Raw genomic sequence first — 21,822 nt, 5'->3', positions numbered from 1 at the left:
ATAACGCCAAGTCACAAGGAGGCCGCGATGCTGGAAAGCGAGTCGTATTATTGCCCCTATTGCGGTGAGCCGGCCGAAGCGCTGCTGGATCTGTCGGCTGGGGACCAGTCTTACATCGAAGACTGTCCTGTGTGCTGCCGGCCGATCGAGTTCGAGCTGCGCACGGATGGCACCGAGTGGGAGTTGGACGTTCGTGCGGAGAACGATTGATGCAACGAATCTACGAACCGGAAAACCTTCTGGAAGGGCAGATGCTGGTGGACATGCTGGCTAGTGAAGGTGTCGAGGCGCACTTGCTCGGTCAGCATCTGGTCGGTGCGGTGGGTGAGCTGCCGGCATGCGGCCTGCTTGGTTTGGTCGTCGCTGATCCTCACGCTGAACGGGCGCGCACGCTGATCGCTGAGTACAATGCGGCGCAACCTGTGCCTGGTGATGAGCCAGAGTCCTTTCAGGGCGTGTTGCTCTGTTGATGCGCCCCCTGCCTGTCGAGTCGTTTCATGTGTGGTCGTTATGCCCTGTTCCGCTGGTCGCCCGCTTTTGCGGCGTTGCCCGGCTTTCCCACTGACCAGAAACCACACTGGAGCCTGGCGCCCAACGGCCAGGTGCTGATGCTGCGTGCGGGCGAGGGGGGGGCACAGGCGGCTGCGGCGCGCTGGGGGCTGACGCCCGCCTGGCTCAAGGATCTGTCCAAGACTCCGGCGCATGCGCGTGCTGAAACCCTGGCCGAGCAGCCGATGTTCCGTGAGCCCTTTCGCCAGCGCCGCGCGCTGCTGCCAGCCAACGGCTTCTATGAATGGCGCGGGGGCGTGCGCAAGCGGCCGTACTGGATGAGCAACGGCGATTCGCTGATGTATTTCGCGGCCTTGTGGGAGCTTTATCCGGTTGGTGGGCAGGAGTACCTGAGTGTTGCGCTGATCACCCAGGCGGCCGCCACGCTGCGGCGACCGTTGATTCTCGACGAGCATGAACAGGCGCTGTGGCTGAGCCACGATACGTCGCCCGAGCAGTTGGCGGCGCTGCTGGCCAAGCCGCAGGTTGCGCTGCGTGAGCGCGCACTGGCGACGCTGGTCAACGACCCGAAGCTGGATGCGCCGGAGTGCCTGACGCCGGCTTGATCCTGCGCAGGGTGTCGAGGGGCCGGTGCACCGCAACTGACCAAGAACCTGTGCGTGCGGTGCACCCTATTCTGATGCAGTCCCTCAGACCTTGAACTGATTGATCAGCCTGCGCTGCTGTTCGGCCAGCTTGGTCAGTTGAGCGCTGGCCTGACTGGCTTCGTCGGCGCCGCCTGCCACCTCGTTGGCGACCTGGCCGATATTGGTGACGTTGCGGTTGATGTCTTCGGCCACCGCACTTTGCTCCTCGGCTGCGCTGGCGATCTGTGTGTTCATATCGTTGATCACCGACACCGCCTGGGTGATGGACTCCAGCGATTGAGCGGCCTGGTTGGCGTGTTCGACGCTGTCGTCGGTCTTGCTCTGGCTCTGCTCCATCACCTTGACCACTTCGCGCGTGCCTTGCTGCAATTGCTGGATCATGGTCTGGATTTCTTCGGTGGCCTGCTGGGTCTTCTGCGCCAGGTTGCGCACCTCATCGGCGACCACGGCGAAGCCGCGGCCTTGTTCGCCGGCGCGAGCTGCCTCGATGGCCGCGTTGAGCGCCAGCAGGTTGGTCTGCTCGGCAATGGCGCGAATGGCGACGAGGATGGCGTTGATGTTCTCGCTGTCCTTGGCCAGGTTCTGTACCACGCCCACGGCGCGGCCGATTTCGCTGGCCAGAGCTGCGATGGCGGCCGAGGTCTCCTGTACCACCTGTTTGCCCTGGTTGGCCGCGCGGTCGGCGTGATTGGCGGCTTCGGCGGCGTGGGTGGCGTTGCGCGCGACGTCCTGCGCGGTGGCAGTCATCTCATGAACGGCGGCAGCCACCAACTCGATCTCTGCCAGCTGTTTCTGCACGCCCTGGTTGGTGCGGATGGCAATGTCGGCAGTGTGCTCGGATGAGTCGCTGACCTGCTGCACCGAGGTCACCACGGCGCCGATCATGGTTTGCAGTTTGGCCAGGAAGGCGTTGAAGCCGGCGGCGATCTGTCCGAGCTCATCCTTGCGGTCAACCTGCAGGCGCACCGTGAGGTCGCCATCGCCTTTGGCGATATCGTCGAGCATGCCGACCATCTGCCGCAGCGGGCGGGCGATGCCGTAACCGACGAACCAGATCACCAACAGGCCCAGCCCGGCGATCAGAAGACCGACCAAGGTCATGCCCAGGGTGTCGGCGTCGCGCTGCGTCGCTAGATCGCCCTGCAACTGGTGCAGATCGGCCATCACCGCTTTGAGCGGCAGCACCAGCATCAGCACCCAGCGTGTGTCGCTCTGGCCGATGTTGAAGCTGAGAAAGAGTTCGATATGGCTGTGCTCAGGATCTTCCTTGGCATCGATGGACTACAGCACCTGCCCGGGCTGCAGCGTACCCAGGTTGCTCACTTCGTTGGCGTCGAGCAGGGCGGTGGCCGGTTCGCCAAGTTTGTCCGGCGCTTTGGTCGAGGCGACCAGGCGCCCGTTGCTGGCAATCAGTGCCATCTCGCCGGCACCGTTGTAGAGCTGGGCGTCAGCCTTTACCAGCAGCTCCTGAATGAAATTCACCGCCAGGTCGGCACCGGCGATGCCGCGAAATTCGCCATTGACCAGAATCGGCGAGGTGAAGGAGGCAAGCATGGTCATTTTGCCGCCGACATCATAGGGGGCTGGATCGATCACGCAGGGGCGCTTGCGTTCTTTGGGGCAAAGGTAATATTCGCCCGCGCGCACGCCGGTTGGCAGCAGCTCTTCGCTTTCGGTCGAGCCGATAGAGTCGATACCCAGGCTGCCGTCGGCATTGCGATACCACCAGGGCAGGAAGCGGCCGGTGCCGTCGTAGCCGTTTTCCTTGCTGCCGGCATAGATGTCGTCGCTGGCATCGAAGGCGTTCGGCTCCCAGCCCAGGTAACTGCCAAGTAATTTAGGGTTCTGCGCCGTGGTTTCATGCACCATGTTGGCCAGTTCTTCGCGGCTGATGCTGAGCATCGGGCTGCCGTTGGCATCGGTCATGCCGGGCATGGCGTTGACGCGTGCCAGGTCGGCGGTGATCTGCGGGGGAGCTTCCAGTTCACGCTGGATTTCGCTGACCTGGGCTTGCGCCAATGCCGACAGGCGCTGCTCGATGACTTGTTCCAGTAGTTTCTGCGTGCGTTCCTGCACCAGGTTCTGGGTTCGGCCACTGGCGAACAGGGCGTATAGCACCAGCGCCACAACGACCGCGAGTACGCTGGCGCCAGCAAGGAATGCGACGGAAAACTGGATCGACTTGAGCTTCATGAGAGCTCCCGAGCGCAGAGCGCGCCTGTCACGAACTATCGGCAGTGACAGATGAAAACCTTAATGGGCTGGTGGTGACGAACAGGCTGGTGTCGTATTCAGCAAAGATGGCGTACGGCTATCGCGCAAGTAACGCGGTTGCTCGTGCTGCGGGGGCGGCCTAGCATAGGGCGTCCGATTCAAGGAGGTAGCTCGATGAGCAAGGTTCTATATCTGAGTGGCCTGGCGGCGGCCGTGCTGCTGGCAGGTTGTCAGGCCGTCAATACCACCAGTGGTGGTGCGGTTGGCGTAGAGCGCAAGCAGTACATGTTCAGCATGTTGTCAGCTGATGAAGTCAATCAGATGTACGCTCAGTCCTATCAGCAGACGCTGAGCGAGGCATCGAGCAAGGGCGTGCTGGACAAGACCAGCAACAATGCCAAGCGTCTGCAGACCGTTGCCAATCGCCTGATTCCGCAGGCGCCGCGTTTTCGCCCGGATGCCGCCAACTGGCAATGGGAGGTCAACCTGATCAAGAGTCCCGAGCTCAACGCCAACTGTGGCCCGGGCGGCAAGATCATTTTCTACAGCGGAATCATCGAGCAACTGAAGCTCAGCGATGATGAAATCGCTGCAATCATGGGCCACGAGATGGCGCATGCCCTACGCGAACACAGCCGTGAGGCGATGTCCAAGGCCTATGGCATTCAGGTCGCCAAGCAGGGTGCCGGCGCTTTGCTCGGTCTCGGTGAGAGCGGCATGGCTCTGGCCGATACAGTAGTGCAGTACAGCCTGACGCTACCCAACAGCCGCGGTAACGAGAACGAGGCTGATCTGATTGGTCTCGAATTGGCTGCTCGCGCGGGTTATGACCCGAATGCGGCCATCAGTCTGTGGCAGAAAATGGAGGCCGCCGGTGGTGGTGCGCCGCCCGAGTTCATGAGCACTCACCCGTCCTCCAGCAGCCGTATCGCTTCGCTGCAGGCGGCGATTCCCAAGGTGATGCCGCTGTACGAGCAGGCCAAGGCCGGGCGCTAAGTTCGGGCATGAAGAAACGGCGCGGCGTGATGGTTCACGGCGCGCCGTTTGCGTTTCAGGGTAGCGCCGTTTCGGCGAAGGGGCGGGGTTGCAGGCCCAATTGGGCACGGAAGCTTTCCATGTCGAACATGGTGCAGATTTCCTGAATCTCATTGCTGGGCGTCAGTGTCCAGAAGGCCATGGCCGAGATGCTCAGCACCTTGTCGCTGGGCGGATAGCCCAGCGCGGGTTTTTCGATGGTGCCGATCAGCGTGCTCCAGGTCACCACCTTGTAGCCTTCGGCGACGCACTCCTCGACCACGATCTGCAGGTCCGGCATGGCGTAGCGGATGTCCTGCACCATCCGGGCGAAGCCGGCGCTGTCGAGTGGGCGACCCATGAACGAGCTCTTGTAGAGAAAGTCGCGACTGTGCAGCTGTTCGGCCAGGGCCAGGCGCCCCTTGTTCCAGGTCAGGTCGATGTGCTGGCACACCAGCTTCTTGCGATCATCCAATGACATGCCGCCCTCCCGACTGCATACCGTATGACGTGACGTGGCACGTACTTTAGCAGCAGGCGGTAGGGGGCTGGGATTGGCCGAAATGCCAGCCCGTTGACGTCAGTGAGTCGTCATATCAGGCCGCTGAGTTTCATTGCCTGATAGCCGGCATAGATTGCCAGGGCGGCGAAGGCACAGGCCGCGAGGCGGCGAATCAGCGTCAATGGCAGGCGCTCGGCTGCGAAGTTGCCCGCCAGTACCACCGGTACGTTGGCCAGCAGCATGCCCAGCGTGGTGCCGAGCACCACCAGAATGAAGTGCGGATACTGCGCCGCCAGCATCACGGTCGCGACCTGAGTCTTGTCGCCCATCTCGGCGAGGAAGAAGGCGATCAGGGTGGTGAGGAAGGGACCGTATTTCTTCAGGCCGGATTCCTCGTCGTCGTCCAGTTTGTCTGGCACCAGGGTCCAGGCCGCTACGGCGACGAAGCTGGCCGCGAGAATCCAGCTCAGGGTGGCGGGTGAGAAGAAACCGGCAACCCAGTTACCCACAGCGCCAGCCGCGAAATGGTTGGCCAGGGTGGCGACGACGATGCCCCAGATGATCGGCCATGGCTTGCGAAAGCGGGCGGCCAGCAGCAGTGCGAGCAACTGGGTCTTGTCGCCGATTTCGGCGAGGGCAACGATCAGGGTGGGGACGAACAGCGATTCCAGCATCAGGTTTCCTAAAGGGGCGGGTCGACACGGCTTATGACACGAACGACCTTCCCGCCCCGGGTATAGGTTGTGCGTGTCATAGGTCTTGTCAAACCGCAGGCCTCTCTATGTAGGCCTTGGGTCGTATACGCCATGCTCTGCGGAGCAAGTGTGTTGACGTATACCGGGCGAGCAGGGCGCTCGCGGGAGACTACTCCCCTAGGACGGGCGCAATTGTGCCCAAGCGCTGCGTTGGGAGCAACCCCAATCAGCGCCGGGCGCTGTAGATGCGAAAGCCATCGGCATCTGCCAGGGTGCGGCACGGGCCCAGATGACGTTCGATCAATGGCGGGTATTTGAGGAAGCTGTTGGCCACCAGACGCAGTTCGCCACCTTTTATCAAGTGGCGGGCTGCCTGGCTCAGCAGGTTCTCACTGGCTTGGTAGTCGGTGTGCACGCCTTGATGGAACGGCGGGTTGCTGACGATGGCGCTCAATCCTTCTGGCGCCGACTCGATTCCGGTGCCAGCGATCAGGTTGGCCGTCAGGCCATTGCGAGCCAGGGTCAGGCGGCTGCTCTCCAGGGCGAAGGCGTCGACATCCAGCAGGCTCAGCTCGCTGTCTGGATAACGCCGTTTGAGCGCGGCGCCGAGCACGCCAGCACCGCAGCCGAAGTCAAGCATGTGGCCGTTAGGCAGTTCATCCAGATGCTCGAGCAGTAGCGCGCTACCCCGATCAAGCCTGCCATGGGCGAAAACGCCGGGCAGAGTAACGATCTCCAGCGCGCCGTCGGCCAACTGCAGTGGATAACTCTGTGCCAGGGCATGCAGGTCGGGGACGGGCGGCGCCTGCTCTACCTCGACGCACCAGAGTTGGCAATGCCGCGCGCTGTCGAGCTTGCGTGGCTTGCCATAGGCTGCCAACTGTTTTGATGCGCGCTCGATACCGCCACGTTTTTCGCCGACCAGGTACAGCGGCTTGCCGGCCAGGCGCGAGGCAAGCGCTTGCAGCAGGTAGTCGCTCAGCTCGCGTGACTTGGGCAGGAACAGCACGGCAGCACGGTAGTCACCTTCTGGCATCTGCGTGCCGAAGTGGCTGCGGTCGGCAAAGCGCGCCGAGAGCAGCGCCTGATCAGCGGCATGCCAGTTCCAGCCACGAGCCTGAGGCAGGGCACCAAGCAGGTCGTCAGCCGGCAGGCCGGCCAGTAACAGCTCGCCACTGAATAGCTCGGCGTGGCGCAGGAGAACTTCGCTTCGCGGGTCCATGGTATTTCCTGAGAATCTGTTTACGGCGCGCGGTGTAGGAGCGAGCTCTGCTCGCGAAGATTTTGCTGTTGACCGTGTTCGCGAGCAGAGCTCGCTCCTACAAGAAAGCTGCGCAGCTTACCCGACGACTCGCAGCGGCGCACCGGCGAAGAAGCCGGCTGCGTTCTCGACCATCTGCCCGACGATGCGCTGGCGGGCTTCCTGGCTGCCCCAGGCGCTGTGTGGGGTGATGATCAGACGCGGAATGTCTGCGGCCAGCAGCGGGTTGCCGTCCTTGGGCGGCTCCTGCAGCAGTACGTCGGTTGCCGCGCCGCCGAGATGGCCGCTGCGCAGAGCATCAGCCAGCGCCTGTTCGTCGACCAGGCCGCCGCGTGCGGTGTTGATCAGAAATGCGCGCGGCTTCATCAGTGCCAGCTCTTCGGCGCCGATCATATTGCGTGTCTGCTCGTTGAGTGGGCAGTGCAGGGTCAGGGCATCGACCTGTGGCAGTAGTTCATGCAACGGCAGGCGATCAGCGCGCGCGGGCCGGCCCGGCAGTTGACCGAGTAGCACGCGCATGCCTAAGGCTTCGGCCAGACGAGCAACGGCGCCGCCCAGTTCGCCATGGCCGAGCATGCCCAGAGTCTTGCCTTCGAGCTCGACGATGGGGTGGTCGAGCAGGCAGAACTGGCTGGCTTGTTGCCAGCGGCCTGCGGCGATATCGCGCTGGTAGTCGGGCAGTCGCGTGGCCAGGGCCAGCAACAGCATCAGGGTGTGCTGCGCCACGGATGGCGTGCCATAGCCCTGGCAATTGCAGACGGTCACGCCGTGGGCGCTGGCGGCTTTGAGGTCGACGTTATTGGTGCCGGTGGCGGCCACCAGCACCAGCTTCAGCTCGGGGCAGGCGGCGAAGGTGGCTGCGTCCAGCGGCACCTTGTTGCTGATGGCGACCTGGGCGCCTTGCAGGCGTTCGGCGACCTGATCCGGACGCGTGTGCGCGTGCAGGGTCAGCTCGGCGAAGGCCTGATGCAACGGTTGCATGTCGAGGTCGCCAAGGTCGAGAGAGGCGTGATCGAGGAAGACGGCGCGGGGACTTTTGCTCATCAGCTGTACCTTTTCGCAGGAGGGTCGCAGGAGTAGATTGGCGAGCCTACCAGACCTTCACTGTCGATGCGGAGCCGCCATGTACTGGAGTGAATTTCTCACCGTTGCCCTGATTCATCTGCTGGCGGTGGCCAGCCCGGGGCCGGATTTCGCCATCGTCGTGCGTGAGAGCGTCGGTTACGGTCGCCGCGCCGGGCTGTTCACCGCCTTTGGCGTAGGCACCGGCATTCTGGTGCACGTTACCTATTCGTTGCTGGGTATCGGCCTGATCGTGTCGCAGTCCATCGTTCTGTTCAACGCACTGAAATGGCTGGCGGCGGCTTACCTGCTTTACATCGGCATCAAGGCACTGCGTGCGCGCCCGGCCGACCCGGCCAGTGCCGAGCTGAGCCTGGCCGCCGGCGAGCGCAGCGGCCGTGGTGCGTTCGTTACCGGGTTCATCACCAACGGGCTCAACCCCAAGGCGACGTTGTTCTTCCTTTCCCTGTTCACCGTGGTGATCAATCCGCATACGCCGGTGGCGGTGCAGGCCGGTTACGGCCTTTATCTGGCCCTGGCGACTGCATTTTGGTTCTGCCTGGTGGCCTGGCTGTTCAGCCAGCAACGCGTGCGCGCCGGCTTTGCCCGTATGGGGCACTGGTTCGACCGACTGATGGGCGCGGTGCTGGTGGGGATTGGTGTGAAGCTGGCGCTGACCGAAATGCACTAAACGAAAGAGCCCCGCGATTCAGACTGTGTGAAAACCTAGCAGTCTGAGAGCAAGCTGAAGACAATGCCTCCATCAGTCGATGGGGGCATTGTCGTTTATGGGCTACATCCAGGGCGAAGGTCGTCAGCAAAGCAGCCTGTTTCCTCCCACATTGGAGGAGCTGGTGCCGGAGGATCACCTGGTACGGGTGATCGAGGCCTATGTCGCCCGCCTGGATCTGCAGGCTCTGGGTTTCAGCAAGGCCGAACCACTCAAGACTGGACGTCCTGGCTATGATCCAGCGGATCTACTCAAGCTTTATCTGTACGGTTACTTCCAGCGCATCCGCTCCTCCCGGCGCCTGGAAGCTGAGTGCCAACGCAATGTCGAGGTGATGTGGCTGCTGGGCCGATTGGCACCGGATTTCAAGACCATTGCTGATTTTCGCAAGGACAACAGCGCTGCTTTTCAGGCGACCTGCCGCACCTTCGTCCAGTTCTGTCGCCAGGTGGGGCTGATCAGTGGGCAACTCGTGGCCATCGATGGCAGCAAGTTTCAGGCGGTAGCGTCGCAACGCAAGCACCTGAGCCTGACGAAGCTCAAGCGTCAACAAGGCAAGCTGGAGGCGCAGATCGCCCGTTATCTGGCCGAACTGGGCGAGGCTGACCGCAGTGAGGCCGCTGAAGTGGTTGATCGCAGTGCGGTCAAGGCTGCACTGCAGCAGCTGGAGAGCCGACATGCCGATAACCTGACAGCCCAGGCGTTGATGGAGGTACAGGGGCTGGAGCAGTTCGTCGTGGGTGAGAGCGAGGCGCGCATGATGCGTACCCACCAGGGGGCTCGCGTGGCTTATAACGTGCAAAACGCGGTGGATGGCGAGCATGGGCTGATCGTGCATCATGCTGTCACTCAGGGCAGCAGCGATAACCAGCAACTGGAACCTATGGCCAAGGCCGCCCAGGCGATCCTGGCGCAGGAAGATCTGACGGTTACAGCCGATGCGGGCTACTCCAGTGGTGAGCAGTTTCAAGCGTGTGATGATGCTGGGATTACGGCCTATGTGCCGGAGAATCGGGGCATAAATAACAAGGGCGACGACACGCCGCTATTCGATCGCAGCGCCTTCAGCTACGACGCAGAAAACGACCAGTACCAATGCCCTGCAGGCCAATGGTTACCGCTCAAGCAGGTAAACGGCCTACAGCGCATTTATGCTCTACGCGGCGACTGCACGGCTTGTCCATTGAAATCACGCTGCACCAAGGCTAAACGTCGACAAGTGACTCGGCATGTCCATGAGGCCGCATTCGAGCGCATGCATCAGCGGATGCAGGTGCATCCAGAGATGATGGTCAGGCGCCGATCCATCGTCGAACATCCCTTCGGCAACCTGAAGCAATGGATTTTGGGTAATGGTCGCTTCCTGCTCCGACAACTGCAGGGCGCTCGGACGGAAATGGCCCTGGCGGTCAACGCCTACAACCTGAAGCGTGCCATCAATGTGATGGGTGCCCGTCGGCTGATCGAGCTGTTGGGGTAAATCCCGCCTTCCATTTCCAAGCATCAAAAACACCAACGCCCCGAACCAGTCGGGGCGTTGGATTTTTCTGGCGTCAGTGCGTTTTCACACGCTCTGGATTGCGGGGCTCTTTGCTGATGGGGCGAGTTACAGCAGTTCGATGGCCACCGCTGTTGCTTCGCCGCCGCCGATGCACAGCGAGGCGACGCCGCGCTTGCCACCTTTCTTCTGCAGGGCGTTGATCAGAGTGAGGATAATCCGCGAGCCGGTGGAACCCACCGGGTGGCCCTGGGCACAGGCGCCGCCGAACACGTTGACCTTGGCATGGTCCAGGCCGTGCTCGCGCATGGCCAGCATGGTCACCATGGCGAAGGCTTCATTGATCTCGAACAGGTCGATCTCGTCCTTGCTCCAGCCGGTCTTCTTAAGCAGGTTGCTCATCGCGCCGATGGGCGCCAGGGTGAACTCGCTCGGGTCCTGGCTTTGGGTCGCGTGGGCAACCACCTTGGCAACTGGTTTGAGACCGCGCTTGGCCGCTTCATCGGCGGTCATCAGCAGCAGCGCGCTGGCGCCGTCGGAAATAGAACTGGCGTTGGCCGCGGTAATGGTGCCGTCTTTCTTGAAGGCGGGCTTGAGTGTAGGGATCTTGTCCAGGTTGGCCGTCAGCGGCTGTTCATCATCCTTGACCACCACCTCACCCTTGCGCGAGGTGACAGTGACCGGAACGATCTCCGCGTCCAGCGAGCCGTCCTTGATCGCCGCCTGCGCGCGTCGCAGCGATTCGATGGCATAGGCGTCCATTTCCTCACGGGTAATGCCGTACTTATCGGCGGTCTCCTGAGCGAAAGAGCCCATCAGGCGGCCAGTGCGCGCGTCCTCCAGGCCGTCGAGGAACATATGATCCTTGATCTCGCCATGCCCCATACGCAGGCCCGTGCGTGCTTTCTCCAGTACATAGGGCGCGTTGGACATGCTTTCCATGCCGCCGGCGACCATTACCTGGTTGCTGCCGGCTTTCAGCGAATCGAAGGCCATCATCACGGCCTTCATGCCTGAGCCGCATAGCTTGTTGATGGTGGTGCAGCCGGTGGCTGCAGGCAGGCCTGCATTAAGCGAGGCCTGGCGGGCCGGACCTTGCTTGAGACCCGCCGGCAGTACGCAGCCCATGATCACTTCCTGTACGTCGGCTGGCTCGATACCGGCGCGCTTGACCGCTTCACGAATGGCGGCCGCGCCCAGCTCTACGGCTGGCACGCCGGCCAAGCTGCCTTGAAAACCGCCCATGGGGGTACGTGCGCCGCTGACGATGACGATATCGGACATGCTGTTACCTCGAACGAAAGAGTGGCTCTGTGCCGCCTTTTAAAGGACTGGCTGGTGAGCACGATTCTAACCTGTGACCAAAAGTGGCCATAGAGTCACGTGGCAAATCATTCTTTGGGCTGATTGAGCGCTGCGCGAGCCGCTCTAGAGTCGCTGCATACCTATTCCTAGCGTGCCTCAAGGTGATTTCATGCTGCAGACCCGACTGATCCCCCCCGCTGAAAACGCTCATGCCTATCCGCTGCTGATCAAGCGCCTGCTGCTGTCCGGTAGTCGTTACGAGAAGACCCGCGAAATCGTCTATCGCGACAAGCTGCGCTACAGCTACGCCACCTTCAACGAGCGTGTCGCACGGTTGGCCAATGTACTCAGCGAGGCAGGGGTCAAGGCCGGCGATACCGTGGCGGTGATGGATTGGGACAGTCACCGCTACCTCGAATGCATGTTCGCCATCCCGATGCTCGGCGCGGTGCTGCACACCATCAACATCCGCCTGTCGCCGGATCAAATCCTCTACACCATGAACCATGCAGAAGACCGTTTCGTGCTGGTCAACAGTGAGTTCGTGCCGCTGTACAACGGCATTGCCGGGCAACTGACCACCGTTGACAAGACCCTGCTGCTTACCGATGGCGAGGGCAAGAGCGCCGAGCTGCCGAACCTCGTCGGCGAGTACGAGAGCCTGCTGGCAGCCGCCAGCCCGCACTACGACTTCGCCGATTTCGACGAGAATTCGGTGGCCACCACCTTCTATACCACCGGCACCACCGGCAACCCCAAGGGCGTGTACTTCACTCATCGGCAACTGGTGCTGCACACCATGTCCATGGCGACCGCCATGGGCGGACTCGACAGCATCCGCCTGATGGGCAACGACGATGTCTACATGCCGATTACCCCGATGTTCCACGTGCATGCCTGGGGCGTGCCGTACGTGGCCACCATGCTCGGGGTCAAACAGGTGTACCCCGGTCGCTACGAGCCGGACATGCTTTGCCGCCTGATCAAGGAGGAGAAGGTCAACTTCTCCCACTGCGTCCCGACCATCCTGCAGATGGTGCTGAGCGCGCCGGGTGCGCAGGGCCATGATTTCGGCGGCATGAAGATGATCATCGGCGGTAGTGCGCTGAACCGTTCTCTGTACGAAGCGGCTAAGGCGCGCGGCATTCAGTTGACCGCGGCCTATGGCATGTCCGAGACCTGCCCGCTGATTTCCTGTGCCTACCTCAATGAAGAGCTGCGCGCCGGTAGCGAGGACGAGCGCACCACTTACCGGATCAAGGCGGGTATCCCGGTGCCGCTGGTGGAGGCGGCGATCATGGATGCCGACGGCAAATTGCTGCCGAGCGACGGTGAGTCCCAGGGCGAGCTGGTGCTACGCGCGCCCTGGCTTACCCAGGGCTATTTCCGTGAGCCTGAGAAGGGCGAGGAGCTTTGGGCACATGGTTGGCTCCACACGGGTGATGTGGCGACCATCGACGGTATGGGTTTCATCGAAATCCGCGACCGAATCAAGGATGTGATCAAGACTGGCGGTGAGTGGATTTCCTCGCTGGAGCTGGAGGACCTGATCAGTCGTCACCTGGCGGTGCGTGAGGTGGCGGTAGTGGGTGTGCCTGACCCGCAGTGGGGCGAGCGCCCGTTTGCGTTGCTGGTACTGCGCGAAGAGCAGGGGCTGGATGCCAAAGGCTTGAAGGAGCATCTCAAGCCTTTCGTCGAGCAAGGTCACATCAACAAGTGGGCGATTCCCACGCAGATCGCCCTTGTTACTGAAATTCCCAAGACCAGCGTCGGCAAACTGGACAAGAAGCGCATCCGCGTCGAAATCGCCCAGTGGCAGGAGGCTGGCAGCGCGTTCCTGTCTACGCTGTGAGGTGCGAATTGACTGGGCGGTGAAAGTGACCGCTCAGTCAAACAAGCGTTTGGCTTGCTAATTGCTGTTTCACGTCCATGCTTGGCTAGGGCAGGGCCTGAAACCTGCGAGCCAGAGTGCCTGGGGGCTGCAAATCACACTTTCGAGGGATCAAGCAGTACCTCCCGCTGGCTATAGTCAAAGCATCCATAACAAAAAACACATGGAGTAGCGTCGATGACAACAAAAACAAAACCCTACTGGCGCCTGGCAAAACTGCCGCTGGCCGTCAGCCTCGCTTCCACCCTTGCCGCTCCGGCATTCGGCGTCACTTTCAATATCGGTGAGATCGAAGGGCAGTTCGATTCGGCGCTGTCTGTTGGTGCCAGTTGGTCGACTTCCAAGGCCAACAAGGATCTGATCGGCGTGAACAACGGCGGTCGCGGTCTTTCCCAGACCTCCGACGATGGTCACCTCAACTTCAAACGTGGTGAAACCTTCTCGAAGATCTTTAAGGGTATCCACGATCTGGAATTGCGCTATGGCGATACCGGCGTGTTCGTCCGTGGCAAGTACTGGTACGACTTCGAACTGAAAGACGAAGGCCGCGAGTTCAAGGACATTAGCGATAGCAATCGCAAAGAGGGCGCCCAGTCTTCTGGGGGTGAAATCCTCGACGCATTCATCTACCACAACTATGCCATCGGCAATCAGCCTGGTTCGGTGCGCTTGGGCAAACAGGTCGTTAGTTGGGGCGAAAGTACCTTTATTCAGAACGGTATCAATGCCATCAACCCCGTTGATGTGTCTGCCTTTCGTCGCCCTGGTGCTGAGATCAAAGAGGGCTTAATTCCGGTAAACATGTTCTATATCGCCCAGAGCCTGACAGACAACCTTTCCATGGAGGCCTTCTATCAGCTTGAGTGGGATCAGACCGTGGTGGATAACTGCGGAACGTTCTTTTCCCAGGCTGATATCGTCGCCGATGGATGTGACCAGAACCTTAACGTCCTAGCATCTCTGTCACCGGCTCAACTGGCTCAAATTAACGGCAGTCTGACAAGTCTTAATACGTTGTTGGGCGGCAATGCGGCGCTGGTTTCTTCTAATTCTGAAGGGGTGGTTGTTCCGCGCTATGGCGATAAGGATGCGCGAGATGACGGTCAGTGGGGACTTGCCTTCCGGTATATGTTCGAGCCGTTGGACACAGAGTTTGGCGCTTACTTCATGAACTACCATAGTCGGGCACCTATTTTCAGTGGTAAAGGTCAGAGTGCTTCTTCTTTGCGTTCCATCGATGCATTGGTTCAAGGTACCTTTAACCAGACCTATGCGACACTAACCGGTAGTGGCGTAGGCGCGGTGGCCGCAGCGGGGCAAGCTGGCGCTAGCGCTGCAAATGTCGGCGCCCTGGCTTATGCAGCCAACGGCGGTTATTTCATGGAGTATCCTGAAGACATCAAACTCTATGGTTTGAGCTTCTCCACAACGTTGCCAACCGGAACAGCCTGGAGCGGCGAGATCAGCTATCGGCCTAATGCACCGGTGCAGTTGAACTCCACTGATGTGCTCTATGCCGGACTGCGGGGTATCAACTTCAATCTACCGGCCGCTCTGGGTGGGACCAATCGTACGCCTTATGCGGCGGTGTCTCCGCTCGGTCCGGACGCTGACGGTCTGCTCCATGGCTACAAGCGTAAGGAAATCACGCAGATTCAAACTACATTCACGCATTTCTTTGATCAGGTCATGGGGGCATCACGCTTGACCCTGGTGGGTGAAGTAGGTTGGACCCATGTCGGTGGCTTGGAGAGCAAAGATGATATCCGCTACGGTCGCGATCCGATCTATGGCACTGCAGGTGATATGTGCGGACCTGTGAACGCCAGTACCGGTGGCGGTCGGAGCTCGGCCAGCATGCTCGACAAGGCATGTGATAAAGATGGCTTTACCACTGCCAACTCTTGGGGTTACCGCGCTCGTGCCATCTGGGATTATCCCAATGCTTTGGCAGGTGTGAACCTGCGTCCGAGCGTAGCTTGGTCACATGACGTAGAAGGCTATTCGCCCGGCCCAGGGGCTAACTTCGAAGAAGGCCGTAAAGCTATCAGTCTCGGACTGGACGCGGATTATCAGAACACCTACACCGCCAGCCTGTCCTACACCAACTTCTTTGATGGCAAGTATTCCACCATTGATGACCGCGACTTCGTTGCGCTCAGCTTCGGTATGAACTTCTAAGCGGCCAGGAATTTCGAGGAATCATGATGCAAATGAAAACAACAAAAAAACTGTGGCAAAGCGGTGTCCTGACCCTGTCTCTGCTGGCTACCGGCGTGATGGCGGCAGTGTCGCCTGACGAAGCTGCGAAGTTGGGCAGTACTCTGACTCCGGTCGGTGCCGAAATGGCAGGCAATGCCGATGGATCGATCCCTGCTTGGACCGGTGGTCTGCCAGCCAACGCTGGCGCGGTCGATCCGCGAGGCTTCCTGGCCGATCCGTTCGCCAACGAACAGCCGCTGTTCACCATCACCGCGCAGAACGTCGACCAGTACAAGGATAAGCTGACCCCCGGCCAGCTGGCGATGTTCAAGCGCTACCCAGAAAGCTACAAGATGCCGGTCTACCCAACTCACCGCTCGGCCAGTCTGCCGGCTGCGGTTCTGGAGGCGACCAAGCAGAACGCGGTGAACACCAGGATGGTAGAGGGTGGTAACGGCCTGGAGAACTTCCAGACCGCCAACCCCTTCCCGATTCCGCAGAACGGCCTGGAAGCAATCTGGAACCACATCACCCGTTACCGCGGTGGTAGCGTGCGTCGCCTGGTAACTCAGGCGACTCCGCAGCCGAACGGTTCCTACTCGCTGGTCTACTTCCAGGACGAGTTCACCTTCCGTGATGCGCTGACCGACTTCGATGCGAGCAAGGAAAGCAACGTCCTGTTCTACTTCAAGCAGCGCGTAACTGCTCCGTCTCGCCTGGCTGGTAACGTGCTGCTGGTGCACGAAACCCTCAACCAGGTGAAGGAGCCGCGTCTGGCGTGGCTGTACAACGCCGGTCAACGTCGCGTGCGCCGTGCTCCGCAGGTGTCCTACGATGGTCCGGGTACCGCCGCTGATGGTCTGCGTACTTCCGACAACTTCGACATGTTCAACGGTGCGCCGGATCGTTACGACTGGAAACTGGAAGGTAAGAAGGAGATTTATATCCCCTACAACGCCTACAAGCTCGATTCGCCCAGCCTGAAGTACTCCGATATCGTCAAGGCTGGCCACATCAACCAGGACCTGACTCGTTACGAGCTGCACCGTGTATGGCACGTGACCGCGACCCTGAAGTCGGGCGAGCGTCACATCTATGGCAAGCGTGACTTCTACATCGATGAGGACACCTGGCAAGCCGCTCTGATCGACCACTACGACGGCCGTGGCACCCTGTGGCGCGTAGCTGAGGCGCATGCCCAGTACTACTACGACAAGCAAGTGCCGTGGTACACCGTGGAATCCCTGTACGACCTGCTGTCCGGTCGCTACTTGGTCCTGGGTATGAAGAACGAGGAGAAACAAGCCTACGACTTCAACTACAAGGCCTCTGGCAGCGATTACACCCCGGCCGCTCTGCGTCAGGCTGGCGTTCGCTAAAACCTGCCTCAAGCAACACGACGAAGCCGGCCATGTGCCGGCTTTTTCGTTACGGACTGTAGCGGGAGCTTCAAATGGCCATTGCAAGTCGCTAGGCTGGGTTCAGATCGAGCCCGCCGATGCAGATAGAAGACTTCCAAGAATAGGCCGATGACAGATCTCTCCCGCTCGCCAGGTTTTCCCTACACGCCGGCTACACCGGTGGAGGCGCGTTTCTATCGTCCGCCGCTGCCGGCAGGACATTTGCCGCGCCCCAGGTTATGCGATCGTCTCGAAGAGGGCTTGCAAGGGCGCTTGCTGCTGGTCAGTGCGCCAGCAGGCTTTGGCAAAAGCTCGCTGGCCATCGAGTTCTGCGAGCGACTACCCGATCATTGGCACAGTCTCTGGCTCGGACTGAGTGAGCGTGATCATGATCCGGGGCGCTTCCTTGAGCGTCTGTTACAGGGGCTGCAGCAGTTCTACCCCGGTTTGGGGGAGGAGGCGCTCGGTCTGCTGAAGATGCGCCAACGCCACCAGCCCTTCGCATTCGAGCAGTGGCTCGATGGTTTGCTCGATGAGCTGACTCAGCAACTCGATGATGGTCAGCCGCTGTTACTGGTGCTGGACGACTACCATCTGGCGCAGGGGCCGGTGCTGGATCGTTGCCTGCAATTCTTCCTCAACCACTTACCACCCGGCGTGTTGCTGTTGGTCACCAGCCGTCAGCGGCCGGATTGGCACCTGGCGCGTCTGCGTCTGTCGCGACAGTTGCTCGAACTCAGCGAGCAGGACCTGCGGCTGACCGCCGCGGAGTTGGATGCTCTGCTGGCAAGTCAGGGCGCGCACCTGGAAAAGCAGCAGGTCACTGGGATTCTGCAGCGTAGCGAGGGCTGGATCGCTGGTTTACGCCTGTGGCTGTTGGCTGTCGAAGAGCTGGCCGAAGCCGGCGAGGGACTGCAGCTGCATGGAGGAGAAGGGCTGATCCGTGAGTACCTCCTTGAAGAGGTCATCGAGCGGCAGCCCGCCGAGGTGCAGCAGTTTCTCTACGAAACCGCCTGCATGGAGCGCTTCTGTGCCGAGCTGTGCGACGCGGTGCGTGACAGCCACGACAGCGCTGCGATCATCCGTCAGTTGCAGGCCAACCAGGTTTTTCTGGTGCCGCTGGATGAGCAGGGGCATTGGTTTCGCTATCACCACCTGTTTTCCGATCTGCTCAATGCACGGACTGCTGACGGTTCGAGCCGTTCTCACAGCGGTGCTCACCTGCGTGCCTGTCGCTGGTTCGCTGCGCAAGGCATGCTGGATGCCGCCATCGAGCAAGCACTGCTCGCTGGGCAGGCTGATGTCGCTGCCAGCCTGGTACAGAACCTGTCCGAGGAGCAGATGCTGGCGGAGCAGAACATCGCCATGCTGCTGCGCTGGAAAACCAATCTGCCGGATGATCTGCTGGCCAGCACACCGCGATTGATCATGCTCTATGGCTGGGCACTGGCGCTGGCTTGCCAGCTGGACGCCGCCCAAGAGCTGCTTGATCAACTCGCACGCTTCCTTCCAGCAGCCGAGCCTTCCGCCCAGCTCAGCCTGCTGGCGCAGTGGCAGGCGCTCGACGGGGTCATCGCCCGTGGTCGTGGCGATGGTGCACGTGCCGAGCAGCAATGTAGCGAGGCCTTGGCCGGTTTACCGGTGGAGCGTTATGGCCCGCACTTCATGTGCTTGTCGGCGTTGTCCAATCTGGCCATGGTGCGTGGCGATCTGTGGCGTGCGCGTGGGTTGAACCGCGACGCGCTGGAGTTGGCGCAGCGCATCGACAATCCTCTGCTCGAGGCACTGGCCCACTACGAGCGCGCCCGCGTACTGCAATTCCGTGGCGAGGTGCTGCGCGCGCAGGAGGAAGTGCATCAGGGATTGCTGCTGGTGCAGCGCCTGCCTGCACAGCGTAGTTACTCGGTGCGAGCGCGATTGACGATTTATGAAGGTTATCTGCTTAGTCTGCGCTTGCAGCCTCAGGCCGTGGAGCGCTTGCGGGCGGGAATTGCCGAAGCGCGAGCCTGCCGCGACGTTGGGGCGCTGATCGGCTATTGCGTGCTGGCTAGCCTGGAAGGACGTGATGGAAGGCCTGCCGAGGCATTCGCACTGCTCGGTGAGGCCGAGCGCTTGATGCACGTCTGGGATGTGCCAGCGATTTATTACTTGGCGATGATCACGCTGATGAAGTGCGAGCTGTGGTTGCGTCAGGGGCAGGTCGAGCTGGCCGCTGCCTGGCTACCGCAGTTGGCGGAGACCTATGGTGATCAGGGGCGGGCACTGGCGCCAGAGTTTCACCCGCAGTTGACGTTGCATATCGATTTGCAGCAGGCTGCTCTGGAGCGTCTGCAGGGCGAGCTGGAGCATGCGGAGCGCCGTCTGCGTGCGTTGCAACAGCGTGCACAGGGGCTGGGTGGTCAGTTGGTCGGCCTGGTGGCGCAGGCCCAACTCGCCCAGCTACTAAAGCAAACCGGGCGAGAACGGGAGGCACAGCAGCAGCTCGACACTTGCCTGGATCTCGCTCAGGGCGGTGCGCTATTACCTTTCATTGAGCTGTTGCAGCACCAGCCTCGGTGGTTACGTGAGCGCTTGCAGGGGCGTCAGGCCTGTCCGCTGCGCGACGCCTTACTTGCCCAGTTGCCGGGCAGTCGGGATTCGGACGAGGAGATTGTTGCAGAGGAGAGCGCCCTGGCGGAAAAACTCAGTGGCCGCGAGTTGGCTGTGCTGCAGTTGATCGCGCGTGGCTGTTCCAATCAGGAGATCAGCGAGCGTCTGTTCATCTCCCTACACACGGTCAAGACCCACGCCCGTCACATCAACAGCAAACTCGGTGTCGAGCGGCGTACTCAGGCGGTAGCGCGGGCCAAGGGGCTCGGCCTGCTGCGCTGATGTGTGTCTCACAGGAAATGCCTGGAACGCATCTAGGGCCTGTTGCCGTTTTACATGGGCAACCATAGGAAGGAACAGGCCATGGCCACCACGCTCTCGTAATTTCTCTTGAGTTTGTCGAATCGAAAGGCCACCGCCCGGTATTGCTTCAGCCGGGCGAAGGCGTTTTCCACCAGGTGACGATTTCGGTACAGGCCTCTGTCCAGATCCGCGTTGCCTTTCACAGAATTACGCTTCCTCGGGATCACGGCCTTGGCCCCTTGTCGCTCAACCTGCTCTCGGATTCTCTCGCTGTCATAGCCCTTATCCGCAACGATGGTTTCTGCCGCCGGGAGCTTGGAAATCAATCCGGGTGCCTGAGTACAGTCATTGATTTGACCTCCCGTGATTTCAAACTCGATGGGTAAGCCGTGGGCGTCCACTGCTTCGACAAATGCTCATCGCTGAGCAGTAATCGGGGCATTGCAAGCTCGTATCGATGTCGGGTCAGAGCTTCAACGATACGGGCGTGCTCTTATAGATCAATGGGTTAGCGCGAAATGGCAACAGACCCTAGTACTGGGCCAGCGTTTGAACGTTTCCACCCACGGTATTCTGGGCTACGCGGTGCTGTCCAGCGCCAGCCTGGGCAAGGCTCTGCAGTTCGCCCTGAAGTACTACCGCGTGCTCGGTCTGTCCTTCGAGCTGGAACTGGTGGAGCAGGGCGAGGATGTGGAATTGCGCGCCGTCGAGTCTTTCCCCATGGGGCCGCAATCACGCTTTACCGCCGAAGGCCTGCTGACCAGCATCCACACCATTGCCCGCTTTCTGCTGGGCGAAGAGCTGCAGGGCTTGGCCGTCGGTTTCGCTCATCCCGCGCCGTAGTATGCTGAGCGCTATGTCGAGGTGTTCGGCATAGCGGCGCAGTTCGAACAACCTCTTCACTGGCTGCGTTTACCCCGGCATTACCTGCAACGGCCCATGGCCCTGGCCAATCCGGCCACGGTGCAAATGTGCGAGCAACAGTGCGAAGCGCTGCTGGCCAGCCTAGATGTGCAGGACGGCCTGCTGACCCGCTTGCGCCGTCTGCTGTTGGCCCGCCCAGGTGAGTTTCCCAATCTAGAAAGTGCTGCGAGCGCCCTGCATACCAGTGGTCGTAGTCTGCGTCGACATCTGGCCCGGATGGGCACCAGCTACCAGCAGGTGCTCGACGAGGTACGCAATCGCCTGGCCCTGCAATACCTGAGCACCACACATTTGTCATTGTATGAAACCGCCTATCTGCTGGGCTTTAGCGACCCGTCCAACTTCCGTCGTGCATTTCGTAAATGGACCGGTAAACTGCCTGGCGATTACCGTAACGAGACCTCCTGATGACCACCGCCGAACGCCCCGCCCTGATCCGCGAAACCTTCCCCGTCGGGCCTTTGCAGTGCAACTGCACGATCATCGGCGATCCGTTGACCAAGAAGGCCATTGTGGTCGATCCGGGCGGTAATCCCGATCTGATCATGGCGCGTCTGGAAGCTCACGGCCTGAAGGTGGTGAGCATCATCCACACGCATGCCCATCTCGATCACTTCCTCGCCTCGGGGCAGATGAAGGAGAAGACCGGCGCGACCTTGCACCTGCACAAGGAGGACCAGTTCCTCTGGGACAACCTGGAGATGCAATGCAGCATGTTCGGTGTGCCTTACACGCCCGTGCCGGCGCCGGACAAGTGGCTGGCCGATGATGAGGAACTGGCCTGCGGTTGCGGTGTGGCGCTGCATACGCCGGGTCACACGCCAGGCTCAATGAGCTTCTGGTTCGAGGACGCCAAACTGCTGATCGCCGGTGACACCCTGTTCCGGCGCGGTATCGGCCGTACCGATCTGTGGGGCGGTGATTACGCCACTATCGAACGCTCGATCAAGCGGCGCCTGTATAGCCTCGATGAGGATGCCACTGTGGTTACCGGCCATGGCCCGGACACTCGGCTGGGCGATGAGATGCGCGAGAACCCCTTTATTCGCGCGTGACCGGGCACTAATGGCGGCAT

At 60.9% G+C, this 21,822-nt stretch carries 16 protein-coding genes, 3 pseudogenes and 1 riboswitch; of the genes and pseudogenes, 12 read left to right on the top strand and 7 right to left on the bottom strand.

The window, feature by feature from the left end; all coding sequences use genetic code 11:
* Nucleotides 1-27: 27 nt before the first annotated feature.
* From AAEQ75_RS03740 to AAEQ75_RS03730, 3 genes are read left to right on the top strand one after another with little or no spacing between them, the layout of a single operon-like run.
* Nucleotides 28-210 carry a CPXCG motif-containing cysteine-rich protein gene (locus tag AAEQ75_RS03740; RefSeq protein ID WP_092377507.1) on the top strand — a complete coding sequence of 61 codons (183 nt, stop codon included), beginning with the start codon at nucleotides 28-30 and terminating at the stop codon, nucleotides 208-210.
* On the top strand, nucleotides 210-470 hold the full coding sequence (locus tag AAEQ75_RS03735; protein ID WP_092377504.1) for a putative signal transducing protein: 261 nt from the start codon (nucleotides 210-212) through the stop codon (nucleotides 468-470). Before AAEQ75_RS03740 ends, AAEQ75_RS03735 begins: the two co-directional genes overlap by 1 nt.
* A gap of 27 nt (nucleotides 471-497) precedes the next feature.
* Nucleotides 498-1,115, top strand: a complete 618-nt coding sequence (locus tag AAEQ75_RS03730) for an SOS response-associated peptidase (RefSeq protein WP_256832954.1) — start codon at nucleotides 498-500, stop codon at nucleotides 1,113-1,115.
* An 84-nt stretch (nucleotides 1,116-1,199) separates the two neighbouring features.
* On the opposite strand, the pseudogene AAEQ75_RS03725 reads toward AAEQ75_RS03730, so the two are convergent.
* Nucleotides 1,200-3,350 (bottom strand): annotated as a pseudogene (locus AAEQ75_RS03725) (methyl-accepting chemotaxis protein).
* Between the two features lie 195 nt (nucleotides 3,351-3,545).
* Between AAEQ75_RS03725 and AAEQ75_RS03720 the strand changes: the two are divergent.
* On the top strand, nucleotides 3,546-4,367 hold the full coding sequence (locus tag AAEQ75_RS03720; protein ID WP_099526144.1) for a M48 family metallopeptidase: 822 nt from the start codon (nucleotides 3,546-3,548) through the stop codon (nucleotides 4,365-4,367).
* 55 nt (nucleotides 4,368-4,422) lie between these two features.
* Here the strand turns inward: AAEQ75_RS03720 and AAEQ75_RS03715 are convergent, their stop codons facing one another.
* The 4 genes from AAEQ75_RS03715 to AAEQ75_RS03700 form a co-directional block, all read right to left on the bottom strand.
* Nucleotides 4,423-4,866 carry a ketosteroid isomerase-related protein gene (locus tag AAEQ75_RS03715; RefSeq protein WP_143507593.1) on the bottom strand — a complete coding sequence of 148 codons (444 nt, stop codon included), beginning with the start codon at nucleotides 4,864-4,866 and terminating at the stop codon, nucleotides 4,423-4,425.
* Between the two features lie 110 nt (nucleotides 4,867-4,976).
* Entirely contained in the window at nucleotides 4,977-5,558 is a 582-nt protein-coding gene (locus AAEQ75_RS03710; protein ID WP_143507600.1) for a TMEM165/GDT1 family protein, read from the bottom strand.
* A gap of 93 nt (nucleotides 5,559-5,651) precedes the next feature.
* Nucleotides 5,652-5,772: riboswitch (yybP-ykoY riboswitch) on the bottom strand.
* Between the two features lie 36 nt (nucleotides 5,773-5,808).
* Nucleotides 5,809-6,804, bottom strand: coding sequence for a class I SAM-dependent methyltransferase (locus AAEQ75_RS03705; protein WP_343350912.1), 996 nt, complete (start codon nucleotides 6,802-6,804; stop codon nucleotides 5,809-5,811).
* Nucleotides 6,805-6,921: 117 nt separating this feature from the next.
* Nucleotides 6,922-7,887: a 2-hydroxyacid dehydrogenase gene (locus AAEQ75_RS03700; RefSeq protein ID WP_179574439.1), complete on the bottom strand. Its 966-nt coding sequence runs from the start codon at nucleotides 7,885-7,887 to the stop codon at nucleotides 6,922-6,924.
* Between the two features lie 79 nt (nucleotides 7,888-7,966).
* Between AAEQ75_RS03700 and AAEQ75_RS03695 the strand changes: the two genes are divergently transcribed.
* Together AAEQ75_RS03695 and AAEQ75_RS03690 are read left to right on the top strand one after the other, a co-directional pair.
* On the top strand, nucleotides 7,967-8,596 hold the full coding sequence (locus AAEQ75_RS03695; protein WP_256832957.1) for a LysE family translocator: 630 nt from the start codon (nucleotides 7,967-7,969) through the stop codon (nucleotides 8,594-8,596).
* 97 nt (nucleotides 8,597-8,693) lie between these two features.
* Nucleotides 8,694-10,115, top strand: coding sequence for an IS1182 family transposase (locus tag AAEQ75_RS03690; RefSeq protein WP_343352326.1), 1,422 nt, complete (start codon nucleotides 8,694-8,696; stop codon nucleotides 10,113-10,115).
* Between the two features lie 126 nt (nucleotides 10,116-10,241).
* Here the strand turns inward: AAEQ75_RS03690 and AAEQ75_RS03685 are convergent, their stop codons facing one another.
* Nucleotides 10,242-11,417 carry a thiolase family protein gene (locus AAEQ75_RS03685; RefSeq protein ID WP_343350911.1) on the bottom strand — a complete coding sequence of 392 codons (1,176 nt, stop codon included), beginning with the start codon at nucleotides 11,415-11,417 and terminating at the stop codon, nucleotides 10,242-10,244.
* 190 nt (nucleotides 11,418-11,607) lie between these two features.
* On the opposite strand from AAEQ75_RS03685, the gene AAEQ75_RS03680 reads away from it, so the two are divergent.
* The 4 genes from AAEQ75_RS03680 (at nucleotide 11,608) to AAEQ75_RS03665 (ending at nucleotide 19,802) form a co-directional block, all read left to right on the top strand.
* Nucleotides 11,608-13,290 (top strand): fatty acid--CoA ligase, encoded by a 1,683-nt coding sequence (locus AAEQ75_RS03680; protein ID WP_343350910.1) that lies wholly within the window; start codon nucleotides 11,608-11,610, stop codon nucleotides 13,288-13,290.
* A 216-nt stretch (nucleotides 13,291-13,506) separates the two neighbouring features.
* The gene (locus tag AAEQ75_RS03675) at nucleotides 13,507-15,510 is read left to right on the top strand and encodes a DUF1302 domain-containing protein (protein WP_256832960.1); all 2,004 of its coding nucleotides are present in this window, start codon (nucleotides 13,507-13,509) and stop codon (nucleotides 15,508-15,510) included.
* 32 nt (nucleotides 15,511-15,542) lie between these two features.
* Nucleotides 15,543-16,910: a DUF1329 domain-containing protein gene (locus AAEQ75_RS03670; protein WP_256832961.1), complete on the top strand. Its 1,368-nt coding sequence runs from the start codon at nucleotides 15,543-15,545 to the stop codon at nucleotides 16,908-16,910.
* Nucleotides 16,911-17,060: 150 nt separating this feature from the next.
* The gene (locus AAEQ75_RS03665) at nucleotides 17,061-19,802 is read left to right on the top strand and encodes a LuxR C-terminal-related transcriptional regulator (protein WP_343350909.1); all 2,742 of its coding nucleotides are present in this window, start codon (nucleotides 17,061-17,063) and stop codon (nucleotides 19,800-19,802) included.
* A gap of 50 nt (nucleotides 19,803-19,852) precedes the next feature.
* Here AAEQ75_RS03665 and AAEQ75_RS03660 read toward each other — a convergent pair.
* Nucleotides 19,853-20,227 (bottom strand): annotated as a pseudogene (locus AAEQ75_RS03660) (IS5 family transposase); the annotation flags it as partial.
* Nucleotides 20,228-20,354: 127 nt separating this feature from the next.
* On the opposite strand from AAEQ75_RS03660, the pseudogene AAEQ75_RS03655 reads away from it, so the two are divergent.
* Nucleotides 20,355-21,155, top strand: a pseudogene (locus AAEQ75_RS03655) (AraC family transcriptional regulator); the annotation flags it as partial.
* Nucleotides 21,155-21,802 (top strand): MBL fold metallo-hydrolase, encoded by a 648-nt coding sequence (locus AAEQ75_RS03650; protein ID WP_343350908.1) that lies wholly within the window; start codon nucleotides 21,155-21,157, stop codon nucleotides 21,800-21,802. The pseudogene AAEQ75_RS03655 and the gene AAEQ75_RS03650, both read left to right, overlap by 1 nt.
* Nucleotides 21,803-21,822 lie beyond the last annotated feature (20 nt).

Source organism: Pseudomonas sediminis (assembly GCF_039555755.1).
Lineage (GTDB): Bacteria > Pseudomonadota > Gammaproteobacteria > Pseudomonadales > Pseudomonadaceae > Aquipseudomonas > Aquipseudomonas mendocina_D.
The sequence above is the reverse complement of the archived record's forward strand: the minus strand, read 5'-3'. Positions and strand labels throughout refer to the sequence as shown.